This window comes from Bacillus cereus group sp. BfR-BA-01408 (genome assembly GCF_022663305.1).
In the GTDB taxonomy this organism is placed as follows: domain Bacteria; phylum Bacillota; class Bacilli; order Bacillales; family Bacillaceae_G; genus Bacillus_A; species Bacillus_A pacificus.
Genome location: NZ_JAKUFF010000020.1, coordinates 40,638 through 61,789 on the forward strand (window position 1 = coordinate 40,638; position 21,152 = coordinate 61,789).

Sequence of the window (21,152 nt, forward strand, 5' to 3'; positions counted from 1 at the left end):
ATTTCGAAAGTATTATCTTAATATAACAATAACATCTCTGTGCAATATAAAGAAACATTCTAAGAGAATATATTCCTTTTTGCAATACGAAAAGATAAAAATCGATTATATTCAACATTCTGTAAATATATACACTATAATATAAGATTTATGTTTATAAATATGAGTTGAACTTATATCGATTTGTATTTTCATTCAGTAGGGAAATAATTTCATACAAGTAACTGGCAGCTCTATGTATTTTTAAAAATACCTCTTGACACGAAATCGAACTATATCGCATAATATAAAAAAATTAAACAGTAAATCGTTGAAGGGAAATAGTACATATGTCTTCTTGCGAAAGAGAGTGGAATTCACCGGCTGAAAGATTCCTCGTATAGAATATATCGAACCTATCCCTGAGTCTTAAATGAAAGTTTAGGCGTTCGCCTGCGTTATAGGCGCCAAGTGGATATCTATGTATATCAATTAAGGTGGTACCGCGGAACAATGACCGTTTCGTCCTTTTTATTTTATGAAGGGCGAAGCGGTCATTTTTATTTTGCTCTTAAATAGGCTAGATGCAGCACTCATTAGAATAGAAATCGTTGCAAGCTGTATGAATAGAAGTGTAATGTATAAAAAACTTTGATTTTAGACTTGGGGGATAAAAAAGTGAAGAAACAGCGAATAGTTGTAAAGATTGGGAGTAGTTCTTTGGCGGATAGTCATGGAGGCATTTCTAAAGAACAACTTTCAGATCATGTTGCCGCATTGGCTCGATTGAAAGAGGAAGGGCATGAAGTTTTATTAATTACATCTGGGGCCGTTGCTGCAGGTTTTTCTGCTCTAGGATATCCTAGCAGACCTGTAACAATTAAAGGGAAACAGGCTGCAGCAGCTGTCGGACAAAGTTTATTAATGCAGGCGTACACGGAGGAATTCCGTAAATATGGTATTGTTACTGCGCAACTTTTGCTGACGAGAAGTGATTTTTCTAGAAAAGAACAATATAGTAACGCATACGCTACGTTAGGAGAGTTACTAAACCGTTCTGCTCTTCCAATTATTAATGAAAATGATTCCATCTCTTTAGAGGAGTTAACGTTCGGTGATAATGATATGCTGTCAGCTTTAGTAAGCGGACTTGTTTCGGCAGATATGCTTATGATTTTTACAGATGTGAACGGTTTATATGATAAAAATCCTCAAAAAAATGAGGATGCGAAAAAATATTATTTCCTTCCTGAAGTTACAGAAGAAATTGCTTCTCTTGCTGGAGATGCTGGCTCAAAACTTGGGACTGGCGGTATGAAATCAAAAATTGATGCTGCAAAGACGGCGCTATCTCTTGGGGTAAGTGTATTTATCGGTACAGGACGTGGACAAGAGAAATTTGTTGATGTTTTAAAGGGGAAAGGTGACGGAACGTATGTCGGAAATGCCCCTCAAAAAGAAATAAAGATGAACAAGCAATGGATTGCCTTGCATTCGGTTGTTAGCGGTCAAATTGAAATAGACGCCGGAGCAACTACAGCTATCATTCAGCATGGTAAAAGTCTTCTTCCTGCTGGTGTTACAAATGTGTCAGGATTTTTCAAAGTTGGCGATGTTGTAGAAGTCATGACGCAACAAGGGCGCGTAATTGGAAAAGGACAATGCACATATAGCGCAGAGGAATTAAGAGAGATAAAAGGTATGCAAAGCCAACATATTCAAGCAAGAGGCGAAAGGCATAATTATGAAGTCATCCATAGGGATCATTGGGTTTCACTTTAAGATAATCTTAAAAAGGAGGAAATAAAAATGAATGAAGTGTTGGCAAAGGGGAAACGAGCAAAAGAGGTTGCTAGGGAACTTGTACTAAAATCTACAAATGAAAAAAACGAAGCACTTGTTGCAGTTGCAAATCAATTAATACATGAAACAGCTTATATTTTAGAGGAAAACAAACGGGATATAGAAGCAGGTAAGGCAAAAGGATTTTCTGATTCACTTCTTGATCGTCTTATGCTAACTGAAAATCGTATTATTGATATGACAGAGGGGATTAAGCAGCTAATTGAATTACGTGATCCTGTAGGAGAATGTGTAAGGGAATGGGAACGGCCAAATGGATTATCTATTCAGGAGATGCGTGTACCACTTGGTGTTGTTGGCATGATTTATGAGGCAAGACCGAATGTAACAGTGGATGCTGCTACAATTTGTTTGAAAACAGGAAACGCAGTCATATTACGTGGTAGTTCTTCTGCTATTCATTCTAATAAAGCACTTGTTGCCGTTATTCACAGAGCGCTCAAACAAACAAGCTTACCAAAAGAAAGTGTACAGCTTATAGAAGATACAACGCGAGATAGCGCAAAGCAGTTGTTTACAATGAATGATTATCTAGACGTTCTTATTCCAAGAGGTGGTAAACAATTAATCGATACTGTTGTGAGAGAAGCATCTGTTCCAGTACTTGAAACTGGTGCGGGAAATTGTCATATTTTCATTGATGAAACAGCGAATACGCAAATGGCAATTGATATTATTATAAATGCAAAAACGCAGCGACCATCTGTATGTAATGCGATTGAAACGATTGTACTTCATGAGAAGTGGGCACAGCAATATGGTAGCGAGCTGTTCTCTTCTTTGAAGGAAAGAGGCGTGGAGCTACGTGGTGATCAGAGAGCATTGGCATTGGATTCTTCAATTGTACTTGCTTCAGAAGAAGATTGGGGAACAGAATTTTTATCTCTCACGCTGGCGGTTAAAGTAGTTTCTTCTATTGAAGAAGCGATTCATCACATAAATACGTATGGGTCTATGCATTCTGAAGCGATTATTACAGAGGACGAGGAAAATGCCAGCAAATTTTTCACTGCTGTTGATGCGGCTGCACTGTATCATAATGCATCAACTCGTTTTACTGATGGATCTGAATTCGGATTTGGAGCAGAAATTGGGATCAGTACACAAAAGCTACACGTAAGAGGACCAATGGGGCTTCCAGCATTAACTTCCACAAAATATATAATTCGTGGTAATGGACAAATTCGAAAATAAAAATAAAAGACACTCAATTTTCGTTTGGGTGTCTTTTATTTTTAAAATTATTTACCATACAAAAAGCCCAACGAGCATAGCGCTTAATAAGGAAACAGCCATTCCGCTCACAAGAAGCTTCCAAACATTTTTACCGATGACTGATGATTTTTCTCCGCCAAATAATGAATTGTAAGTTCCGTAAATCATACCTACTGTACTAAAGTTAGCAAAAGAAGCTAGAAATGTCGTTGCAACCGCAACCGTATGCGGTTGTAACGACTTTAAGTTTGATTTTAAATCCATCATTGCAACAAATTCATTCGTCGTTATTTTAATCCCCATTAATTCAGCTACATACATAGCATCGCTGCCCGATAAACCGAGTAAAAAAGCGAAAGGACTAAAGATAATGGAGAAGATTTTTTGAATTGTTAAACCTGTTACAAAAAATCCTAAAATCCCATTTAAACATGCTGTTAAAGCTACATAACCAATTACCATAGCTAAAATAACGATAACCATATTCATCCCGACTAACATACTGTTGGAAATAGTAGAAAAGAAATCCTTTTTTTCATGTTTGGAAGGTGTGTAAACAACGTCTTCTTCTTTCGAAACTTCCACAGGATTTAATACATTGGCTAAAATTAAGGCGTTAATACAGTTCAATGGGATTGCACTGAAAATATAAGTTGCTGGAACCATTGATAAATAAGCGCCAAGAATGGATCCGCTAACGCTACTCATACTCATAATCCCAAAAGTTAATAATCGATTTTCTTTTAAAACAGATAATTGATCACGAACAACCGCAAGTGCTTCGGTGTTTCCTAAAAACATCATTTGAATCGAAAAGAAACTTTCTAACTTTGGTAAACGAGAAATCTTTGAAATAACTGCACCTACTTTATCAATAATCCAAGTTAAGATTCCGAAATAAGATAGAATATCGAAAAAAGTAATAACAAAGATGATAGGAAGTAATGCACTAAAGAAGAAATCAATGTGTGGACTGTCCATAGATGAAGGAAATGCAAATCGAATTCCTTCATTTGCACATGCCAGTAGCCAACTAAAAAATGACGCTATTTGATTAATAATAATACTGCCTAGCTTTGTGCCTAACATAAACCACGTAATAAAAAGCTCCAATATGATGAGAATTACAATCGGTCTCCATTTTATATGTTTTTTATTAGGCGAACATAAGAAAACGATTAATATGACAATGAAAACTCCTAACATATTCAATAAGAAATGCATCTCAACAACTCCTTGAAGATTATTATTTGTATATAAAAAAGCTCCTATTCTTTTTAATTTAGAATGAATGTATTTCAAATTATATTTTATTTATTCTAAAAATGTTGAAGGTAAAATTCGATAAAAATAGAATTTAATATATAGCAAACAAGGAGGGGATAAAAATGGAGGTCTATCACATAACGAGTAGAAAGAGGGAAACTTATCATGTTCAAGTGAAATATTCGATACTTTTCGAATGTGCACTTGGCATTGCAGCAATTACTCATAAGAGGTTAATTGATACTCTTGAAAAGAGTCAAAATGAATGGGAAGAAATTAAGAAATCATTAACAGAAGAAGTGAGAGAGCACTTACAATTTGTTGAAGAACATAATACGTGGAAAGCATTGCTTCAGTTGTTGTATGAAGGGGATTTTCAGGACTTAGCACAGTTTCATGGTAAAATCGATTCGCTTTCAGAAGTAGATTTGAAATATATATGTTTACCGTTTTTAGGGGAGAAGTATGAAGAGAAAAGACATTTAGCAGCAAGTGGAGATGTAACTGCAATATATGAATTAGAGGAGCTGACACAAGATCATCAGTTTTTCTCTACATATATTCGTTTTATATGTAATGTTGATGTACAAGTGCTGAAACCTCATTTAATCGCTGTAATGACAGGTTGGTATGAGAGTGTTATTCAGAAAGAGGAAGAAGAAATACTTTCTATATTAAAACGAGACTATGAAACAAAGGTTGAAATGAATAAAAAGATGAAACCAGAAGAGTTCGTCGAGTGGGCCACTGGTGGCGTGAACTATATGCCAGAGCCAAGTGTTCATCACGTACTTCTTATTCCGCAAATGACGTACAGACCGTGGAATATTGAGGCCGATATTGAAGATACGAAAGTATTCCATTATCCAGTTGCAAACGAAAGTATTCATCCTGAAGATCCATATGAACCGAATTATTTTTTAGTTCAAAAACATAAAGCTCTTGGAGATGAAGCGAGGTTACGTATTGTAAAAATGTTGTTCGAAAAAGAACGAACATTGCAGGAAATTACAGAAAGACTGCAACTTGGTAAATCGACTGTACACCATCATTTGAAATTGTTACGTGCAGCGAAGTTAGTAGATATACATGACGGGAAATATGTATTGAGAAAGAAAGCAGTACAGTCATTAGCGAAAGAATTAGATATGTTTTTGAATAGATAATTAACAACGAGAATGTACATAAAGGGAGGAATATAAAAGAAAAGTTGGTGTATGAAATTGAAAAATGTATTGAAAAATCGTTCGTTCTTTTTTATGTGGATTGGTAGTGCAATCTCAGAATTAGGCGGGGGTTTCGGAACGTTATGTAATTCAATTTTAGTATATGAGTTAACAGGATCAAAAACAGCATTAAGCAGTATGTGGCTACTATATTTTATCCCGTCCCTCATACTGCAATTAATCAGCGGCCCATTTATTGATAAATGGAGCCGCAAGTGGATTATGATTTTTTCACAATGGGTGCGAGCTTCCGTTTTCTTGCTACCTTTGGTGATGTTAGTTTCAGGTAGTATAGAAGTTTGGCACATTTATGTTGTTCAAATTGTAGTGGGACTTATTACACCACTTTATACACCTGCAAGTCAAGCAATTACACCGAGCATTGTAGGGAAAGAACAACTTCAAGATGCAAATGCGTACATTGATGGAATGACTCGCCTTATGATGTTTCTTGCACCAGTATTAGGTGGAGTAGTCATTCATTTCATTGGAACAGAACTTACATTATCTTTCGTATGTATTTGTCTATTTGTTAGTGGTGCATTATTACTTTATATGAAAGAAAAGAGAACAACACAATCCATTCGGAAAACGTGGCTAGAACAGTTTCTTCACGGCTTTACATATTTTTTCACAAAACCAGTTATCGTTTGGCTTGGTGTCTTTCTTACTTTCGTACAATTTGGGGTCGGGGTAACGCTGGTTACAAATCTTCCTTATATAAAAGATGAGCTGTCAGCAGGTTATACAGAGTTTGGGTATTTTATGGCTGGTTTCCCGTTTGGCTATGTAATTGGATCTATACTAGTCGGAAAAGTAACATATAAAAGCAGGCGCATACTTATGCTTGGAGGATTGTTTATAGGGGGACTCACATACATTTCACTAGGTTTTAACCACAGTATTGTAATAGCGGTAATAATTGAAATAGTTGCAGGTGTTTGTATTGCCTTTTTCAATGTTCATAACACAACGATATGCCAGCAATCAGTCCAAAATAATATGATAGGACAAGTGTTTTCAGTGCGTTTATTTTTCATACGATTCGCTATGCCGTTAGGTGTGTTAGTAGGGGGAATATTGAGTGAAATGTGGGGAGTAAGAGCACTATACTTTATTATCGGTTCAATTATATGTGTCACTTCTTTAATCGGAATATTACTCCCATATTTCAAATTTTTAGATGAGGCTATAGAAGAGAAATCCGCATAATTTAAAACTTTTTAATTGAAAATAATTATCATAATCAACTATAATGGAAGAATAATAGTATTCGTATTATAAAGAGGGAGTGGGATATATGTTTATTGAAACGAAAACATTTACAGTAAAAGAAGGTACATCAAATATAGTTGTAGAACGTTTCACTGGAGAAGGAATTATTGAAAAATTTGAAGGCTTTATCGATTTAAGTGTTCTTGTGAAAAAAGTAAGACGCGGCGACGAAGAAGTTGTCGTTATGATCCGCTGGGAATCTGAAGAAGCGTGGAAAAATTGGGAAACAAGTGAAGAACATTTAGCAGGACATAGAGCGAGTCGTGGTAAACCAAAACCAGATCATATTATTAATGTGGATCATGCAGTTTATTATGTAAAATCATCGAAAGCGGCTTATCAGCAGTCGTAATATATAAGTAGAGGATACATGTTGTAGATGCTAACATGTATCCTCTTTTTGTAGTAATGGGGGGTGGAAATGATGGAGAGTTTTTCATTCATTATAAATGAAAAACATAAAAAATTGGTACAAACAATTTTAAATGAATATGTATTTAGAGATAAAGTGAATGGATTGATGCTAATTGGATCTGTCGCAAGAGGTGACGCATATCCTGATTCGGATTTAGATTTTTATATTCTTTTACAAGAAGGACAAAAGAAGAAATTTCATTCTGAAATGAGAGAAGATATTTTAGTTGAATATAAGAGTGCAGATTTTAATCAAATTCAAATAAACTTTAAAAACAATCCGATGGAACTATACTCATTTCTAGAAGGGAAAACTTTGTTTGATAAAAGCGGTGAGTTAAAAAAGTTAAAGGAAATAGCTACATATGAATTTGAAAACTATCGAGTTTCTAGCGACAAAATGAAAGGCATTTCTCATTGGTTGCATAGTTCGCTTATTAAAATTCAATCTGCTTTAAAAGCAAATGATGAGTTAAAAGCAAATGATGAGTTAAAAGCTTCATACATAGTTCAAACTTCAACTTGGACATTGTTAGATGGGATATGGGCTGTTAATAATAAGCCTATACCACCAGCGGGATCTGTTTTGAAGTATATTGAAACGTTATCTAAAGTACCAACTCATTTTGAAGGTTTTATAAATAAACTGTTTTTAGGTGATACGACAGAGCGTACCTCTGCAGCAATTTTCTTAATTGAGTGGGTTTTACACAATTTGAAAAATAAATAATGTGGCTATTTTATATAGGTAAAATAATATTTCGCGTCGAACAGTTTATGGAATTGCAGTCATAAAAAAACGTTCTAGGCTATAGAAAAAAGTATTAAACTATAAAGCATAGTCTTAGACGGAACGCTTGAATATCTTACCTTGCATATTTACGTGTTATGAAAATGAGTCTACATACCCTCTGCTTAAAAGGAGATGAGTGAATGAAGTTAAATCATTTGAATTTATGTGTTGATGATTTATTAGAAGCGAGACATTTCTTTGAAACATTTTTTGATTTTCAATTTTTGGAGCAAAAGGGAAAAGCACTAGTAGTAATGAGTGATGAAAGTGGATTTATACTTGTGTTAAGTGACCCAAAAGCATTTAAGGGAAATAAGGAAGTGATGTATCCTGAGGCTTTTCATATTGGTTTTTTAGTGGATACTTCAAATGAAGTTGATCAAGCATATAATCGTTTAGCAGCTGGCGGCATTGAAATAGAAAAGGCACCGTATTCTATGCGAGGTAGTAGTTACGGTTTTTATTTTTCAATGTTTAATGGTTTGTTAATTGAAGTGTCTTGCCTTGACTATAAAGATGGTAAGAAAGTTCAATAGCATTAACAAGAGTAATTGTTTGAAGATGTAAATTTATTAGCCCCTTATCCGGTATGGAAAGGGGCTTGATCATTTTAAGGGACATAAAAGTAAAAATAAACGAATTTTAGTCAGGAAAAGGGCATGTGAGACAGCTTCTTTATTAATCTATTTGAATTACAAATTCAAGCACAGTTTGATCTTTCCTAAACGGCATATTGAGTTCTTTAAATCGTAAGCTTATTCCAGACAAATTATCAGGAAGGGCAGGAGATATAACGAAATGATGACTAAAATGTCCATCAGTGCCGCCCCCACCTTCTGACCAGCAGTCATATGTATCATCTATTGATAATTGGAAGAAACTATGAGGTTTGTTTTCATTAAAAGCGTCATTCACCGAATCCCAATCGCTATATAAATAAACTACACTAGCATTTGCATATTGCCGAATAAAAGTTACGGTATACATGATACCTTTATGTTCATACGTTTTAAAAACAGGTATATGTTTTTGGAATTTAGTTGGTTCGACACGAGGTTTAAATTCACTTTCGTCCATCATGGAAGAGAATAGTGAATTTAGATAGTCTGGATAAAATTCGTATTGCTTTGCCCATTTATAAATCGTTTCATCATGTGGAAAACCTGGATCACCACCTGAAAGTTCTTTTCGTTCTTTTAATAGGGCACAAATTTTTTCATCGATAGTATATAATCTTTCATCGTAATAATCGGTAGGGCGTTCAAAACCCATTCGTTTCATAATCATTCCTCCTTTTCTTTATTTTAACAAATAAGAAAGGACGATATATTTTTTAATGTAAAAATTAAGTGAAAACCTAAAATCATTTATAAATCAAATATTGTAGATTTAAAATGAAGTTTGATAACAAGGTCTATTTTGCAGAGAAATTAATTATGTATAAAATAACAATAATGTATCTTAATGCAAGAAAATCTAGAGAACCAAGCATGTTTCCCATATGGTACAGTACGAAACGATTATAAGTAGTACAGTGATATAAATAGGAGGTTACCACTATGACAGATGTATTTAAAGATATGGCGTTCCAGCTAAAAACGGAACGACTCGACCTGAATATGTGGGAGGAATCCGATGCAGTCTGGCTTAGAAAACTAATTGGTGAACGTGGAGTGGAAATGCCAACCATTGAATCTGTTCGTAGCTCTCTTATCGAAATGCGCAAGAAAGCAATTGAAAATGGTATTTCTCTTCTCACAATTCGTAGACGAGACGAAGGCGATTTCATCGGATACTGTGGCTTAATCATCGGTCGTGCTACGCTTGAAGAGCCGGAGATTGCATACGAATTGTTCAAAAGTGCTCATCGCAAAGGTTATGCGACAGAGGCAGCATCAGCAGTGCTGGAAGCTGCGATTGCTACGGGGCGCCATAGACTTTGGTCTACTGTAGGCGCTTGGAATACTGCGTCTTTTCGGGTATTAGAAAAGTTAGGGTTTCATCGGCATCACAGTACTTATGGTGAACGCGGTGAGATTGTTTGGAATGTGCGCGATCTGTAGGTTAAATTCAAAACAATGAAAAATGTAAAAGAAAGCCCATATGTTAGATTCCTCAGTAATCTAACATATGGGCTTTTCTTTTAAATGCAATAGTTTGCTCGTTTGTTTTAATTTTTTACATCTTCGTATAATTGGAGTGCCTCTTTCACATTCAATCCATTTTTCACAATACCATGTATCGCTTGAATCATCGCAGCTGGATGTTCAGATTGCCATATGTTTCGGCCCATGTCTACGCCGATTGCCCCTTCTTGTAGTGCATTGTACGTAATGTTTAATGCGTCTTCAATTGAATCCAGTTTTGGCCCACCAGCAATTACGACTGGGGCAGGGCATGTGCTCGTAATTTTTTCGAACCCTTCGCAGTAATACGTTTTAATAATGTCAGCACCCATTTCAACACATACACGGGAAGCAAGTGCTAGAAAGCGAGCTTCACGTTTTTGTAGTTCTTTCGCAACTGCGGTAATGCCGAGTACTGGCAGACCATAATCGTGAGCTTCTGAAACTACGTTTGCGAGATTCGTAACCGTTTGTGTCTCATAGTCGGACCCGACGAAAACAGACACACCTACGCCAATCGCGTTTTGTTTTACTGCTTCTTTTACAGGTGTAACAATTGTCTCATTCGCTAAATCTTTACCGACGACAGTAGCCCCGCCAGATACACGCATAACCATCGGTGTACTGCAGTTTTCAGGAATGCAGGAGCTAAGTACACCACGCGTCAAAAAGAGAGAATCCGTATAAGGAAGTAAGTTTTTAACTGTTTCAAGTGGCTGTTCAAGCCCATGAATTGGTCCTAAAAAGTAGCCGTGATCTATCGCTAACATAACCGCTCTGCCATCAGGTAAAATTGTATTTAATCGATTTTTAAATCCCCAAGTCATTCGAAATCACTCCTTTGTTAATGTTGGATTTTCCGTTTGTACCGTATCTTTATTTGGTAAATGTGGTGACTTTATAAAAACTGCTTTAAAAGGTTTGTCAGAATGGTTAATAAGATAGTGAGCTTCATGTGGGCGAACTTGCAGGACATCCCCTTGTTTAATTGGAACTCTTTCGTTATTTACATAGAAATCTATTTCACCTTCTAATGCATAGAATACCTCTTCGCACGTTGTATGATAATGGTTTTGAAACTCTTGCCCAGGCTGAATGACAACAAGGCCTAAATCAATATTCGGCCCTTGTATTAAATATTTCGGCCCATTATCACCGAAGCGATAAGAGAAATCATTTTCATTAGCTTTTAACATACATTTCACTCCTTTATCCCGTATTAACGGGCAGTAAAACTCCCATCTCAAAATTTGTCTGGAGCAAAAAAGGTAGGTGGAGATCAACTGCCCGTAAAAGCCTGATTAGTTGAACTTTATGTAATCTGTTACAGTGCACCAGGCGCAATCCACATATGTGAAGTGAGCCCTTTATCAGCTAAAGCGAGCTGACTGTCATACACAGTTTTCCATGTTTCATAGAACTCTTTATATAGTTCGTGATTTTCAGTAACTGGTTCGAATGTTTGCTCCCACTGTACAAACTGTTCGGCAGTTTCTTCCATAGATGCATATATGCCAGCGCCAAATCCAGCAGCAATTGCGGTTCCTAAAGCAGCTGCTTCTTTCACAACAGGTACTTTTACAGGAATACCAAGGACGTCTGATAGAATTTGTGGCCATAGTTTTCCTTTAGCGGCACCACCAGCAAAAACGACTTCAGAAGGGAATGTCCCTGTGAGATTTTCTATTAATTTTAAGTTTCCAAGTGTAACGAAGGCTGCATTTTCTTCAATAGCACGGAACAGTTCTTTTTTTCCGCATTTGTCAGCATCTAAACTTAAATTTAAAAAAGAAGGTGCGGCATGACGCCAAGAAATGTAGTTCATTACGTTTGAAAAAGTAGGGATAATCCCATGTGAGCCGACAGGTACGTCTTTCGCTTGTTCTTCTAGTAATTCATAAGCATCTACACCGAGTTTGTCAGCAAGTTTCTTTTCCTCTTGGCAAAAAGCGTCTCGAAACCAGCGCATAACGAGTCCTGGGAAAAAGGCAATCGTTTCATATTGCCATAGATTAGATACGACGTGACAGTTTATACGAATCGCAGCTTGTGGATCTGGTATTGGCTCAGTAACATTCACTTCTTGTTGCCAAAAACTACCTCCGCATATTAATGTTTGATTCGGTTTCACGACTCCAGTTCCGAGCGATGCCATTTGAGCATCTCCGCCCCCGGCTACGACAGGAATCCCTTCACGTAATCCAGTTAATGCTGCACACTCTTTTGTAACGTTGCCAATTACTGTACCAGCTTCATTTACTGTTGGTGAAAATGGTAAAGATAGACCGCACTCCTTAGCGACATCGTTATCCCACACTCTATTTTGTAAATCAAAAATACCTGACGTGCATCCGTTTGAGGGATCAATTTGCAGTACGCCGCTTAGTTTATATAAAATCCAATCGTTTAACATTGTAAAAGAGTGAATAGTATTATAGACGTCGGGTTCATGTTTTTTAATCCAAAGTAGGCGGGGTAAAGCACCTAATGAAAAAGTTTGACCAGACTTTGTATATAAATCTTTTTCAAGATGTGACCGAATTTCTTTTAGCTCACTAACTTCAGCGGATGCACGCCCATCAACATTTGCGCAAGCCCAAATTTCTTGCCCATTTTTATCATATAAAACAAAACCTTCTCGCATACTAGTAGCGCTAATAGCTTGAATGGAAGAGGGCGAGATATTACTTCTTTGTAAAACTTCTTTCGCGCATTGTTGTACTAGCTTCCAGTTTTCTATTACATCAAAATTCATAGAACCTGGGTAACGAGGATCTGTATTATGAACCCATTCTTTTTGACTGACAGCAATTTGATTACCTAGTAAATCAAAAAGAACAGCTCGAATGCTTCCTGTACCAGCATCAAAAGCTAATAAATGAGACATTAACAATCACCATCCTTTCGTAATAAGGAGAGGGCCGTTTCCTCATCGGTAATTAATGTATGAATAAACTTTCCTTTTAAGGCACCATAAATTGCGTCTATCTTTTCTGTACCTCCAGCAACACCGACGACATGATTCATATTGCGCAGGATAGAGAGAGGCGTGCCAATTAGACGATTGTGATGCGAGAGCTCTAGCAAATCGCCATTTGTATTATAAAACTGTCCTAAAATATCGCCAGCACCGTTTTGACTACGAATATATGTCATCTCACGTAGTGTTAATTTTTCTTCTTTTACAATCGTAGCGTCTTGAGATAATCCGCCAATACCGACAATAGCTGTATGTGCAAGTGAAGCGACATGAAGCATATCTTTTACACTCGGTTCTGATAAAATACTTTGTGCCATTTCGGTTGTAGACGCTAGAAACGGCGTAGGGATAATGTGAAGATCACCTTGCATGTAGTGTAAATAGTTTTGTTTTCTCGAGAGATAGTGATTTACTCCGCCTGTTAACGTTACGATTGAAAGATTAATAGAAGTCTCAAAATGAATGTTTTCTAGCATTTTGCTAATTGTTTCTCCCCATCCAATACCGAGTAAATCGCCTTGCTGGAGATGAGTTTCTAAATATTGTGCAGCAGCTTTTCCGAGAGAAGCGTGATAATTGTTTACTGGGGTCGGGATAATAAAAGCATCTTTTAAGTGGAATTTTTTCATTAAGTCACGCTCAATACTTAAACAGTGCAAACCAGTCCCTTTTACGTGAAATGTAACGATACCTTCACTGCGTGCCTTATCTAATAACCGGACGACTTTATTTCTTGAAATGTGAAGAAGTGAAGCGATCTCTTGTTGTGTTAATTGGTCTTTATAATAGTACCAAGCTACTTTAGTTAATAAATTCTCTTCAAAGTTCAGCTGAGTCATACTCTTCATCCCTTTCAACAATTGACCACTGCTTAAACATATGTGCCATATATTTTGTTTATTCCAGTTGAAACGATGAATAGTATGTAGAAAAAAGTGTTCTAGATATAAAAAAAGGAATATACAATGCTACAAAACAAGTAGAACAAATAATCATTTTCTCAAAAAATGTTCTGGATAAAGGCAGGTGACATCAAGTGGAGAACGTACCTTTATTACAAGTAAATAAAATGAGTAAGGCGTTTTCAAATCAACTTGTATTAAAAGAAGTGAACTTACAAGTAGAGCGCGGAGATATATACGCTTTAGTTGGGGGAAATGGCGCCGGGAAATCAACATTAATGAAAATATTAACGGGGTTATATTCGTATGATGATGGAGAAATGTATGTAAAAGGAACGAAGCAACAGTTTGCAAATCCGTCAGAAGCACACCGAAAAGGTATTTATTTAATACCGCAAGAACCGCTCATTTTTCCGCATATGACTATTGAAGAAAATATATGTATCGGGTTAACAGAAAAGAAAAAGAAATTAAGAGTACAGATTGAGCAATTGATTAACAGTCTAGGGTGGGATATTGACCTTAATGAACTAGGAGGATCATTATCGATTGCGCAACAACAGTTAGTAGAAATTGTTAGAGGATTAATACGAGAAGCTGAGATTCTTATTTTAGATGAGCCAACATCGACATTAACAACTCACGAAATTAAGAGTCTTTTTGTGTTGATGAAAAGTTTACAAGAAAAAGGAATTGGGATGATTTATATTACGCATCGCTTTCCAGAAATCTTTGAAATTGCCAACAAAGTAGCAATACTACGTGATGGAATGATTGTAAGCCAAGGTGACGTATGTGACTATACATATGACATGCTGATGGAGGGGCTATTGCCAAAAGGGTATAAACAGAAAGAGAAAATAGAAGTAGTTCAAGAGACAGCAAGGACGAAAAAAATATTAGAAGTGATCGATATAACGAGCCACGCATTCAAAAATATATCATTCACTGTACATGCGGGTGAGATTGTAGGTGTTGCTGGCATTATAGGATCTGGCAGGACTGAATTAGCAGAAGCGATATTTGGATTGAAAACTATAAAATCAGGGTCTATCTTATTAGAGGGGAAATCAATTGATGCGTGTTCTTTGCATAAAAGGCTAGAAAAGGGACTGGTTTATGTCCCAGAGGATAGGGCGAGGAATGGCATTTTCTCAATTGCTTCTGTTAAAGAAAATATTGCAGCAGCAAGTTTACAACAAAATAATCGCTTTTTTATAAATCAAGAAAAAGAAAGCGCTTTAGTTAATTCGTTTATAGAACAGTTCCGAATTGTTGTACAGAATATGAATGAAGAACTAGTATCTTTATCAGGAGGTAATCAGCAGAAGGTCGTGCTTGCGAAATATCTCGCATGTAATCCTAAAATTATTATTCTTGATGAACCGACTCGAGGAATTGATGCGAAAGCAAGGATTGAAGTGTATGAGACGATAGAAAAAATGAAAAGGGAAGGACTCGCAATATTATTAATTTCTTCCGATGTTGAAGAAATTGTTCAATTAGCAAACCGTGTATATGTAATGCGAAATGGGCGATTTGTTTCTTATATGGAAAAAGAACAACTAAGTGTGAATGAAGTTACACGCCTTGCATACGGAGGTGTAGCGGAATGAAACGCATGTTAAAAATGCATGAAACGTCTATCATACTGTTACTACTAATGTATATAGCTATTATAGGAATAATAAACCCTAGTTTTATTCAATTTAACTCGTTATCTTTACTGATAAAGTCAAGCGTTATTTTAGTCGTGCTAGCAATTGGCCAATCGTTCGTCTTATTTACGAAAAATATAGATGTATCAGTTGGTTCAAGCATGGGGTTAAGTGCAGCAGTTTGCGGAATGTTGTTAACGGATGGATATCATGCATCTTTGTCTATACTTGCTGCTATTTTACTTGGCGCTATTCTCGGTTTTATAAATGGAATTGGTGTTGCGAAGTTTCGGGTACCGGCCATTATTATGACATTAGGTATGTTAGGGGTCATTAGAGGTGCGATGTTAATCTTTACAGGTGGAAAGTGGATTGAAGATATACCAAACGATTTTAAGCAACTGTCATCGATCATCACACTTGGTTTGCCGATCATTGTATGGATTGTTCTTATTATTTTACTACTACTATACTTCTTTTTAAGGAAAGTGCCATACGGAAGGTACTTCTATGCGGTTGGTGATAATGAAGATGGCGCGAGACTTATTGGTATACCTGTTAATAAAGTGAAGATATATGCGTTTATAATTTCAGGCATAAGCGCTGCGCTCGCTGGTTGCATATTTGTTATGAATATCGGATTCGTTCCAAATCAAACAGGAACTGGGATAGAACTACAGGTTATCGCAGCTGCTGTACTAGGAGGAGTTCATTTAAAAGGAGGAACGGGTTCTATAGTTGGAGCTGCATTAGGAGCGATATTTTTAGAGGCGATAAGCAGCTCACTCGTCTTTTTAAAAATACCAGCATTTTGGAATAATGCTATTTCAGGTTTCTTATTATTGCTAATCGTCATATTAGATAGCGTTATGAAAAAGTGGAAGGCAGAAAGGAGGATGAATCTATGAAGTATGTATACAGATGGGAAGGTGTTCTAATCGTATTACTTCTTTTAGAATTCATTCTCTTTAGTTTTATAAATAGTGATTTCTTAAATATTAGTAATCTCCTTTTTAGTACAAATGATTTCCTATTTATCGCAATTGCGGCGATACCAATGACTTTCGTTATAGTAACAGGAGGAATTGATGTATCGGTCGGCTCCATAATGGGTCTCACTTCGATCTTAATCGGTGTACTTTGGCTGAACGGAATACCTATTTTGTTTGCTGTCATAATTGCCCTAATAATTAGTTGCCTAGCAGGCGCTTTAAACGGACTTATTATAAAAATGACAGATGTAGAACCACTAGTTGTTACACTCGGAACGATGTTTTTATACGGAGGAATTGCACTTGTCATTTCAGGAGGGGCAGGTGCTTCTGGGTATGAAGGAATAAGTGGTTTACCTGACACATTTGTACAACTGGCAAACGGTAGTTTTATAGGAATACCGAATTTATTATGGTTACTAATTATATTAATGATTTTATGCACGATATTGTTTCATCGCACCATATATGGGCGCCACGTAAAATTAACAGGTGCGAACGAAAATGCAGCCAAATACACCGGGATTAAAACAAAAAAAGTAGTCATCATGGCTTACATACTTTCCGGGTTAGGAGGTGGATTAGGAGGTGCTTTCTTAACCGCGTATTTTGGTTCCGCACGTGCTGATATGGGAAGTGAAACAATATTACCAATCATTACAGCAGTCGTGTTAGGCGGGACACTTATTACAGGCGGAAAAGGAAGTATTATCGGTACTGTACTTGCGAGTATTTTTATAGGACTCATGCAGTATGGTTTGCAAATGACGGGTTTAACAAATGAACAATCTAATGTAGTTATTGGTATTATTCTTATTCTTTCAGTTATTATGAGGCATTTCAAATTACATCAATTCTTAGCGGAGAAAAGAAGGAATTTGCATAAGGGGGAAATGTCATGAAGAGAAAATTAGGGATTGTATTCATTGTATGCATTTGTTTAATCGGTTTAATCGCTTGCTCTAGTCAAACCGCAGATAAGAAAAAAGCTGATGATGTGAAATTTGCATTTATCCCAAAACTAACTGGAGTTGGCTTCTTTACATCAGGTGGTGAAGGAGCAAAAGAGATGGGAGATAAGTTAGGCGTACAAGTGAAATACGATGGACCATCTGAAGCGAGTGTTTCTGGGCAAGTAAAATATATAAACAATTTCATTAACCAAAACTATGATGCACTTATGGTCTCTTCTACGTCAGTAGATGGTTTATCACAATCATTGCAACGTGCTAAGAAAAAAGGCATGACGGTGTTAACATGGGATTCTGATGTCAATCCGAAAGACCGTTCCTTTTATATAAGCCAAGGAACACCGGATCAACTTGCTAACTTATTAATTGAAATGACTTCTAAGCAAATTGGAGATAAAGGAAAAGTAGCCTTCTTTTACTCTAGTCCAACAGTAACGGATCAAAACCAATGGGTAACGAAAGCGAAAGAAATTATTAAAAAGAAATATCCGAACTGGGAAATTGTAACGACGCAGTACGGTGAAAATAATGCACAAAAGTCTTTGTCGGTAGGGGAGAATATTTTAAAAACGTATCCAGATATTAATGCAGTCATTTGTCCGGATGCAACGGCACTTCCAGCAATGGCACAAGCAGCTGAAAATTTAAAAATGGATAAAAAAGTAGTCGTAACTGGCTTCTCTACACCAAACGTGATGCGTGATTACGTAAAACGAGGAACAGTAGCGCAGTTTGGTTTATGGGATGTCAAACAACAAGGTGCACTCGCAACGTATGTAGCAAATGAAATTGTTGTAAAAGGGAAGAAGTTAAAAGTGGGGGATAGCTTCGAAGTAAAAGGAATTGGAAAAGTAAAAGTAGAGCCAAACTCCATTCAAGGATATGACTATGAGGCAGAAGGGAACGGAATTATCGTACTACCAGAACGAGTCGTATTTACGAAGGATAATATTGATAAATATAATTTCTAGTAACGAAAAAACGTCCGAATGTATCGGACGTTTTTTTCTTTATTAGTTATGAACTGTTTCTTTTTCATTTAATCCAAGGGTACGACCTGTAGAAGTGTGAAGGTCTTGGAATAATCTTGGATTTTCTGTTAATGAAATGCCGTAAGAAGGAATCATTTCTTTTATTTTTCCTTCCCATTCTACCATTCGGCTTGGGAAACATTTTTCTAATACTTCAAGCATAACATGAACGGCAGTAGAAGCACCCGGTGATGCACCTAGTAACGCCGCGATTGATCCATCAGCCGCACTAACAACTTCAGTACCGAATTGAAGTGTTCCTTTACCGCCAGCGTCAGTATCTTTAATTACTTGTACACGTTGCCCAGCAACTACAATATCCCAATCTTCACTTTTTGCGTTCGGAATGAATTCGCGTAATTCTTTCATACGTTTCTCGTGTGATAACATAACTTGTTGAATTAAGTATTTTGTTAATCCCATTTCTTTTACACCAGCAGCTAACATCGTTAAGACGTTATTCGGTTTTACAGAACCGATTAAGTCAAGGTTTGAGCCAGTTTTTAAGAACTTAGGAGAGAACCCTGCGAACGGTCCAAATAGTAAAGCTTTTTTATTGTCTATATATCTCGTATCAAGGTGAGGTACAGACATTGGCGGAGCGCCAACTTTAGCTTTACCGTATACTTTTGCATGATGTTGCTCTACAACTTTTTGGTTTTTACATACCATAAATAGTCCACTTACTGGGAATCCACCGATATGTTTTGATTCAGGAATACCAGTCTTTTGTAGTAGAGGTAGACTACCACCGCCGCCACCGATAAAGACGAATTTTGCAGTATGATGCTCGATTTTACCACTATTCATATCGTGTACTTTTACTTCCCACAAACCATTCTTCGTGCGTTTAATATTTTCGACACTATGTTTGTAGTTTAGCTCGACATCTTTCGTTTTTAAGTAATCAAACAACATTCGTGTTAATGCACCGAAGTTAACATCTGTTCCAGAGTCAATCTTCGTTGCCGCCATAGGTTCATTAGATGTACGACCTTCCATAATGAGTGGAAGCCATTTTTTTAATGTTTCAGGAGCATCGGAAAATTCCATTCCTTGAAACAGTGGATTTTTTGAAAGCGCTTCAAAACGGTTTTTTAGAAACTGAACATTTTTTTCACCTTGTACTAAACTCATATGAGGTAGAGGCATAATGAAATCTTGTGGATTACGAATTAATTTGCTTTTTACAAGATATGCCCAAAATTGTCTTGAAAGCTGGAATTGTTCATTCACTTTTACAGCCTTACTAATATCTATAGATCCGTCAGATTTTTCGGAAGTATAGTTCAGTTCGCATAGCGCAGAATGCCCTGTACCTGCATTATTCCATTCATTAGAGCTCTCTTCCCCGGCACTAGCGAGTTTTTCAAAAACTTTAATTTCCCATTCAGGTGCTAATTCTTTTAGTAATGAGCCCAACGTTGCACTCATAATTCCTGCACCAATTAAGATAACGTCTGTTTTTTGCTGCATGTTGCTCATGATAATCTCTCCATCCCCTATATTGGCAAAAAAGAGTAGGTGTTTTCTATGTCTAAGCCGTAAAAGAGAAACACCGCCTAGGCCCCACCTAGGTATTTACCTTTTTTGTCTCAATTATATAACCATCTCATACTCTATTATAATAATTAATAGACTAAAATATCTAGTGTTATCTGATAATTTTAAACTATTTAACGTTTTATTCGCCAAAAATCTTATTTAACAAGCTCTTTTAAGTTGGTAAATAGAAAAAAATTACAGTTTGAAATTATCTCGAAAAAGCTTACGTATCCAAAGGTGAGTAGAAGGGATACCTTTTTATGGGATTTTTTGCTTTTTATTGTATAATTATTCTGAAAGTTTAAAGGGAGGGATACACATGCGTACACAAGAACAAATCGCAAACTTATTTCGAAATTTTTCAATAAAGGAATGTAAAGGGTCAAGTGACTTATATGAATACTTATCAATACAAATTGCTGAAGATGAGGAAGTACTTACACTATCTTCCTACGCTCAAGCAGGTCAACCAGTCCCAAACTTATTATTAGGTGCAGTACATTATTTATTATTAGCAGGGAAAGAACATCATTTAAAAACGTACTATAGTAGCTTAGTTGAAAATGCTAATACAGATTTAGATCAAGCTTTTGCTCATTTTAAAGATTTCTGTAAAATATACAGAGAGGAAATCATTACTTTATTACAAACGAAACTTGTTCAAACGAATGAAGTAAGAAGATGTGCGTACTTATATCCAAGTTTCAGTTACATATTTAGCAAAGTGAATAAACCGTTAGCGTTAATAGAAATTGGGACAAGTTCTGGATTACAACTATTTTGGGACCAATATAGCTATTCGTACGGTACAGATGAAACATACGGAAATATAAATTCGAATGTACATGTAACTTCTGAAATAAGAGGGGAGAATGTGCCTCATTTATTAAAAGAAAGTCCACCTGTCGTAGAAAGA

Annotated in this window: 20 protein-coding genes and 1 other annotated feature; of the genes, 13 read left to right on the forward strand and 7 right to left on the reverse strand. The window is 36.3% G+C overall.

Translation table 11 applies throughout. The annotated features are described in order from the left end of the window. The first annotated feature begins 301 nt into the window (after positions 1 to 301). Positions 302 to 512: a binding site (T-box leader), on the forward strand. A gap of 145 nt (positions 513 to 657) precedes the next feature. Next, positions 658 to 1,761, forward strand: a complete 1,104-nt coding sequence (gene proB, locus MR083_RS11470) for a glutamate 5-kinase (RefSeq protein ID WP_000744721.1) — start codon at positions 658 to 660, stop codon at positions 1,759 to 1,761. Between the two features lie 27 nt (positions 1,762 to 1,788). Beyond that, the gene (locus MR083_RS11475) at positions 1,789 to 3,036 is read left to right on the forward strand and encodes a glutamate-5-semialdehyde dehydrogenase (protein ID WP_242269324.1); all 1,248 of its coding nucleotides are present in this window, start codon (positions 1,789 to 1,791) and stop codon (positions 3,034 to 3,036) included. 51 nt (positions 3,037 to 3,087) lie between these two features. On the opposite strand, the gene MR083_RS11480 is transcribed toward MR083_RS11475, so the two are convergent. Next, positions 3,088 to 4,281, reverse strand: coding sequence for a NupC/NupG family nucleoside CNT transporter (locus MR083_RS11480; protein ID WP_242269327.1), 1,194 nt, complete (start codon positions 4,279 to 4,281; stop codon positions 3,088 to 3,090). A gap of 164 nt (positions 4,282 to 4,445) precedes the next feature. Between MR083_RS11480 and MR083_RS11485 the strand changes: the two genes are divergently transcribed. From MR083_RS11485 to MR083_RS11505, 5 genes are all read left to right on the forward strand, one after another. Further along, positions 4,446 to 5,489, forward strand: coding sequence for an ArsR/SmtB family transcription factor (locus MR083_RS11485; protein WP_242269329.1), 1,044 nt, complete (start codon positions 4,446 to 4,448; stop codon positions 5,487 to 5,489). A gap of 51 nt (positions 5,490 to 5,540) precedes the next feature. Further along, on the forward strand, positions 5,541 to 6,761 hold the full coding sequence (locus tag MR083_RS11490) for an MFS transporter (protein ID WP_242269332.1): 1,221 nt from the start codon (positions 5,541 to 5,543) through the stop codon (positions 6,759 to 6,761). Positions 6,762 to 6,849: 88 nt separating this feature from the next. Then, the gene (gene hmoA / locus MR083_RS11495; protein ID WP_000469503.1) at positions 6,850 to 7,176 is read left to right on the forward strand and encodes a heme-degrading monooxygenase HmoA; all 327 of its coding nucleotides are present in this window, start codon (positions 6,850 to 6,852) and stop codon (positions 7,174 to 7,176) included. 69 nt (positions 7,177 to 7,245) lie between these two features. Further along, on the forward strand, positions 7,246 to 7,968 hold the full coding sequence (locus MR083_RS11500; protein WP_242269334.1) for a nucleotidyltransferase family protein: 723 nt from the start codon (positions 7,246 to 7,248) through the stop codon (positions 7,966 to 7,968). A 203-nt stretch (positions 7,969 to 8,171) separates the two neighbouring features. Next, positions 8,172 to 8,567 carry a VOC family protein gene (locus MR083_RS11505; protein ID WP_000773072.1) on the forward strand — a complete coding sequence of 132 codons (396 nt, stop codon included), beginning with the start codon at positions 8,172 to 8,174 and terminating at the stop codon, positions 8,565 to 8,567. A gap of 142 nt (positions 8,568 to 8,709) precedes the next feature. Here the strand turns inward: MR083_RS11505 and MR083_RS11510 are convergent, their stop codons facing one another. Then, positions 8,710 to 9,312, reverse strand: a complete 603-nt coding sequence (locus MR083_RS11510; protein WP_000827107.1) for a hypothetical protein — start codon at positions 9,310 to 9,312, stop codon at positions 8,710 to 8,712. Between the two features lie 278 nt (positions 9,313 to 9,590). On the opposite strand from MR083_RS11510, the gene MR083_RS11515 reads away from it, so the two are divergent. Next, positions 9,591 to 10,094, forward strand: coding sequence for a GNAT family N-acetyltransferase (locus MR083_RS11515; RefSeq protein WP_000132884.1), 504 nt, complete (start codon positions 9,591 to 9,593; stop codon positions 10,092 to 10,094). Between the two features lie 107 nt (positions 10,095 to 10,201). Here MR083_RS11515 and lsrF read toward each other — a convergent pair whose 3' ends face one another. The 4 genes from lsrF to MR083_RS11535 all read right to left on the reverse strand — a co-directional run bounded on the left by lsrF (position 10,202) and on the right by MR083_RS11535 (position 13,976). Further along, the gene (gene lsrF / locus MR083_RS11520) at positions 10,202 to 10,984 is read right to left on the reverse strand and encodes a 3-hydroxy-5-phosphonooxypentane-2,4-dione thiolase (RefSeq protein WP_070806325.1); all 783 of its coding nucleotides are present in this window, start codon (positions 10,982 to 10,984) and stop codon (positions 10,202 to 10,204) included. Positions 10,985 to 10,990: 6 nt separating this feature from the next. Next, positions 10,991 to 11,353 carry a cupin domain-containing protein gene (locus MR083_RS11525; protein WP_242269336.1) on the reverse strand — a complete coding sequence of 121 codons (363 nt, stop codon included), beginning with the start codon at positions 11,351 to 11,353 and terminating at the stop codon, positions 10,991 to 10,993. Between the two features lie 128 nt (positions 11,354 to 11,481). Beyond that, on the reverse strand, positions 11,482 to 13,044 hold the full coding sequence (lsrK, locus tag MR083_RS11530; RefSeq protein ID WP_000018827.1) for an autoinducer-2 kinase: 1,563 nt from the start codon (positions 13,042 to 13,044) through the stop codon (positions 11,482 to 11,484). After that, on the reverse strand, positions 13,044 to 13,976 hold the full coding sequence (locus tag MR083_RS11535; protein ID WP_000192711.1) for a sugar-binding transcriptional regulator: 933 nt from the start codon (positions 13,974 to 13,976) through the stop codon (positions 13,044 to 13,046). Before MR083_RS11535 ends, lsrK begins: the two co-directional genes overlap by 1 nt. Positions 13,977 to 14,173: 197 nt before the next feature. On the opposite strand from MR083_RS11535, the gene MR083_RS11540 reads away from it, so the two are divergent. The 4 genes from MR083_RS11540 to lsrB are packed head-to-tail and all read left to right on the forward strand — an operon-like array spanning position 14,174 to position 18,631. Continuing rightward, a complete protein-coding gene (locus MR083_RS11540) occupies positions 14,174 to 15,655 on the forward strand; it encodes a sugar ABC transporter ATP-binding protein (RefSeq protein ID WP_046647435.1) in 1,482 nt (493 codons plus the stop codon). Next, the gene (locus MR083_RS11545) at positions 15,652 to 16,605 is read left to right on the forward strand and encodes an ABC transporter permease subunit (RefSeq protein WP_000827501.1); all 954 of its coding nucleotides are present in this window, start codon (positions 15,652 to 15,654) and stop codon (positions 16,603 to 16,605) included. Before MR083_RS11540 ends, MR083_RS11545 begins: the two co-directional genes overlap by 4 nt. Beyond that, positions 16,602 to 17,591 (forward strand): ABC transporter permease subunit, encoded by a 990-nt coding sequence (locus MR083_RS11550; RefSeq protein ID WP_000878516.1) that lies wholly within the window; start codon positions 16,602 to 16,604, stop codon positions 17,589 to 17,591. The genes MR083_RS11545 and MR083_RS11550 overlap by 4 nt, the downstream gene beginning before the upstream one ends. Continuing rightward, positions 17,588 to 18,631, forward strand: coding sequence for an autoinducer 2 ABC transporter substrate-binding protein LsrB (gene lsrB / locus MR083_RS11555; protein ID WP_000823633.1), 1,044 nt, complete (start codon positions 17,588 to 17,590; stop codon positions 18,629 to 18,631). The genes MR083_RS11550 and lsrB overlap by 4 nt, the downstream gene beginning before the upstream one ends. Before the next feature lie 42 nt (positions 18,632 to 18,673). On the opposite strand, the gene MR083_RS11560 is transcribed toward lsrB, so the two are convergent. Further along, positions 18,674 to 20,176, reverse strand: coding sequence for a malate:quinone oxidoreductase (locus MR083_RS11560; protein WP_242269338.1), 1,503 nt, complete (start codon positions 20,174 to 20,176; stop codon positions 18,674 to 18,676). 379 nt (positions 20,177 to 20,555) lie between these two features. On the opposite strand from MR083_RS11560, the gene MR083_RS11565 reads away from it, so the two are divergent. Next, the coding region (locus MR083_RS11565) for a DUF2332 domain-containing protein (protein WP_242269341.1) at positions 20,556 to 21,152 on the forward strand (597 nt) is incomplete at its 3' end.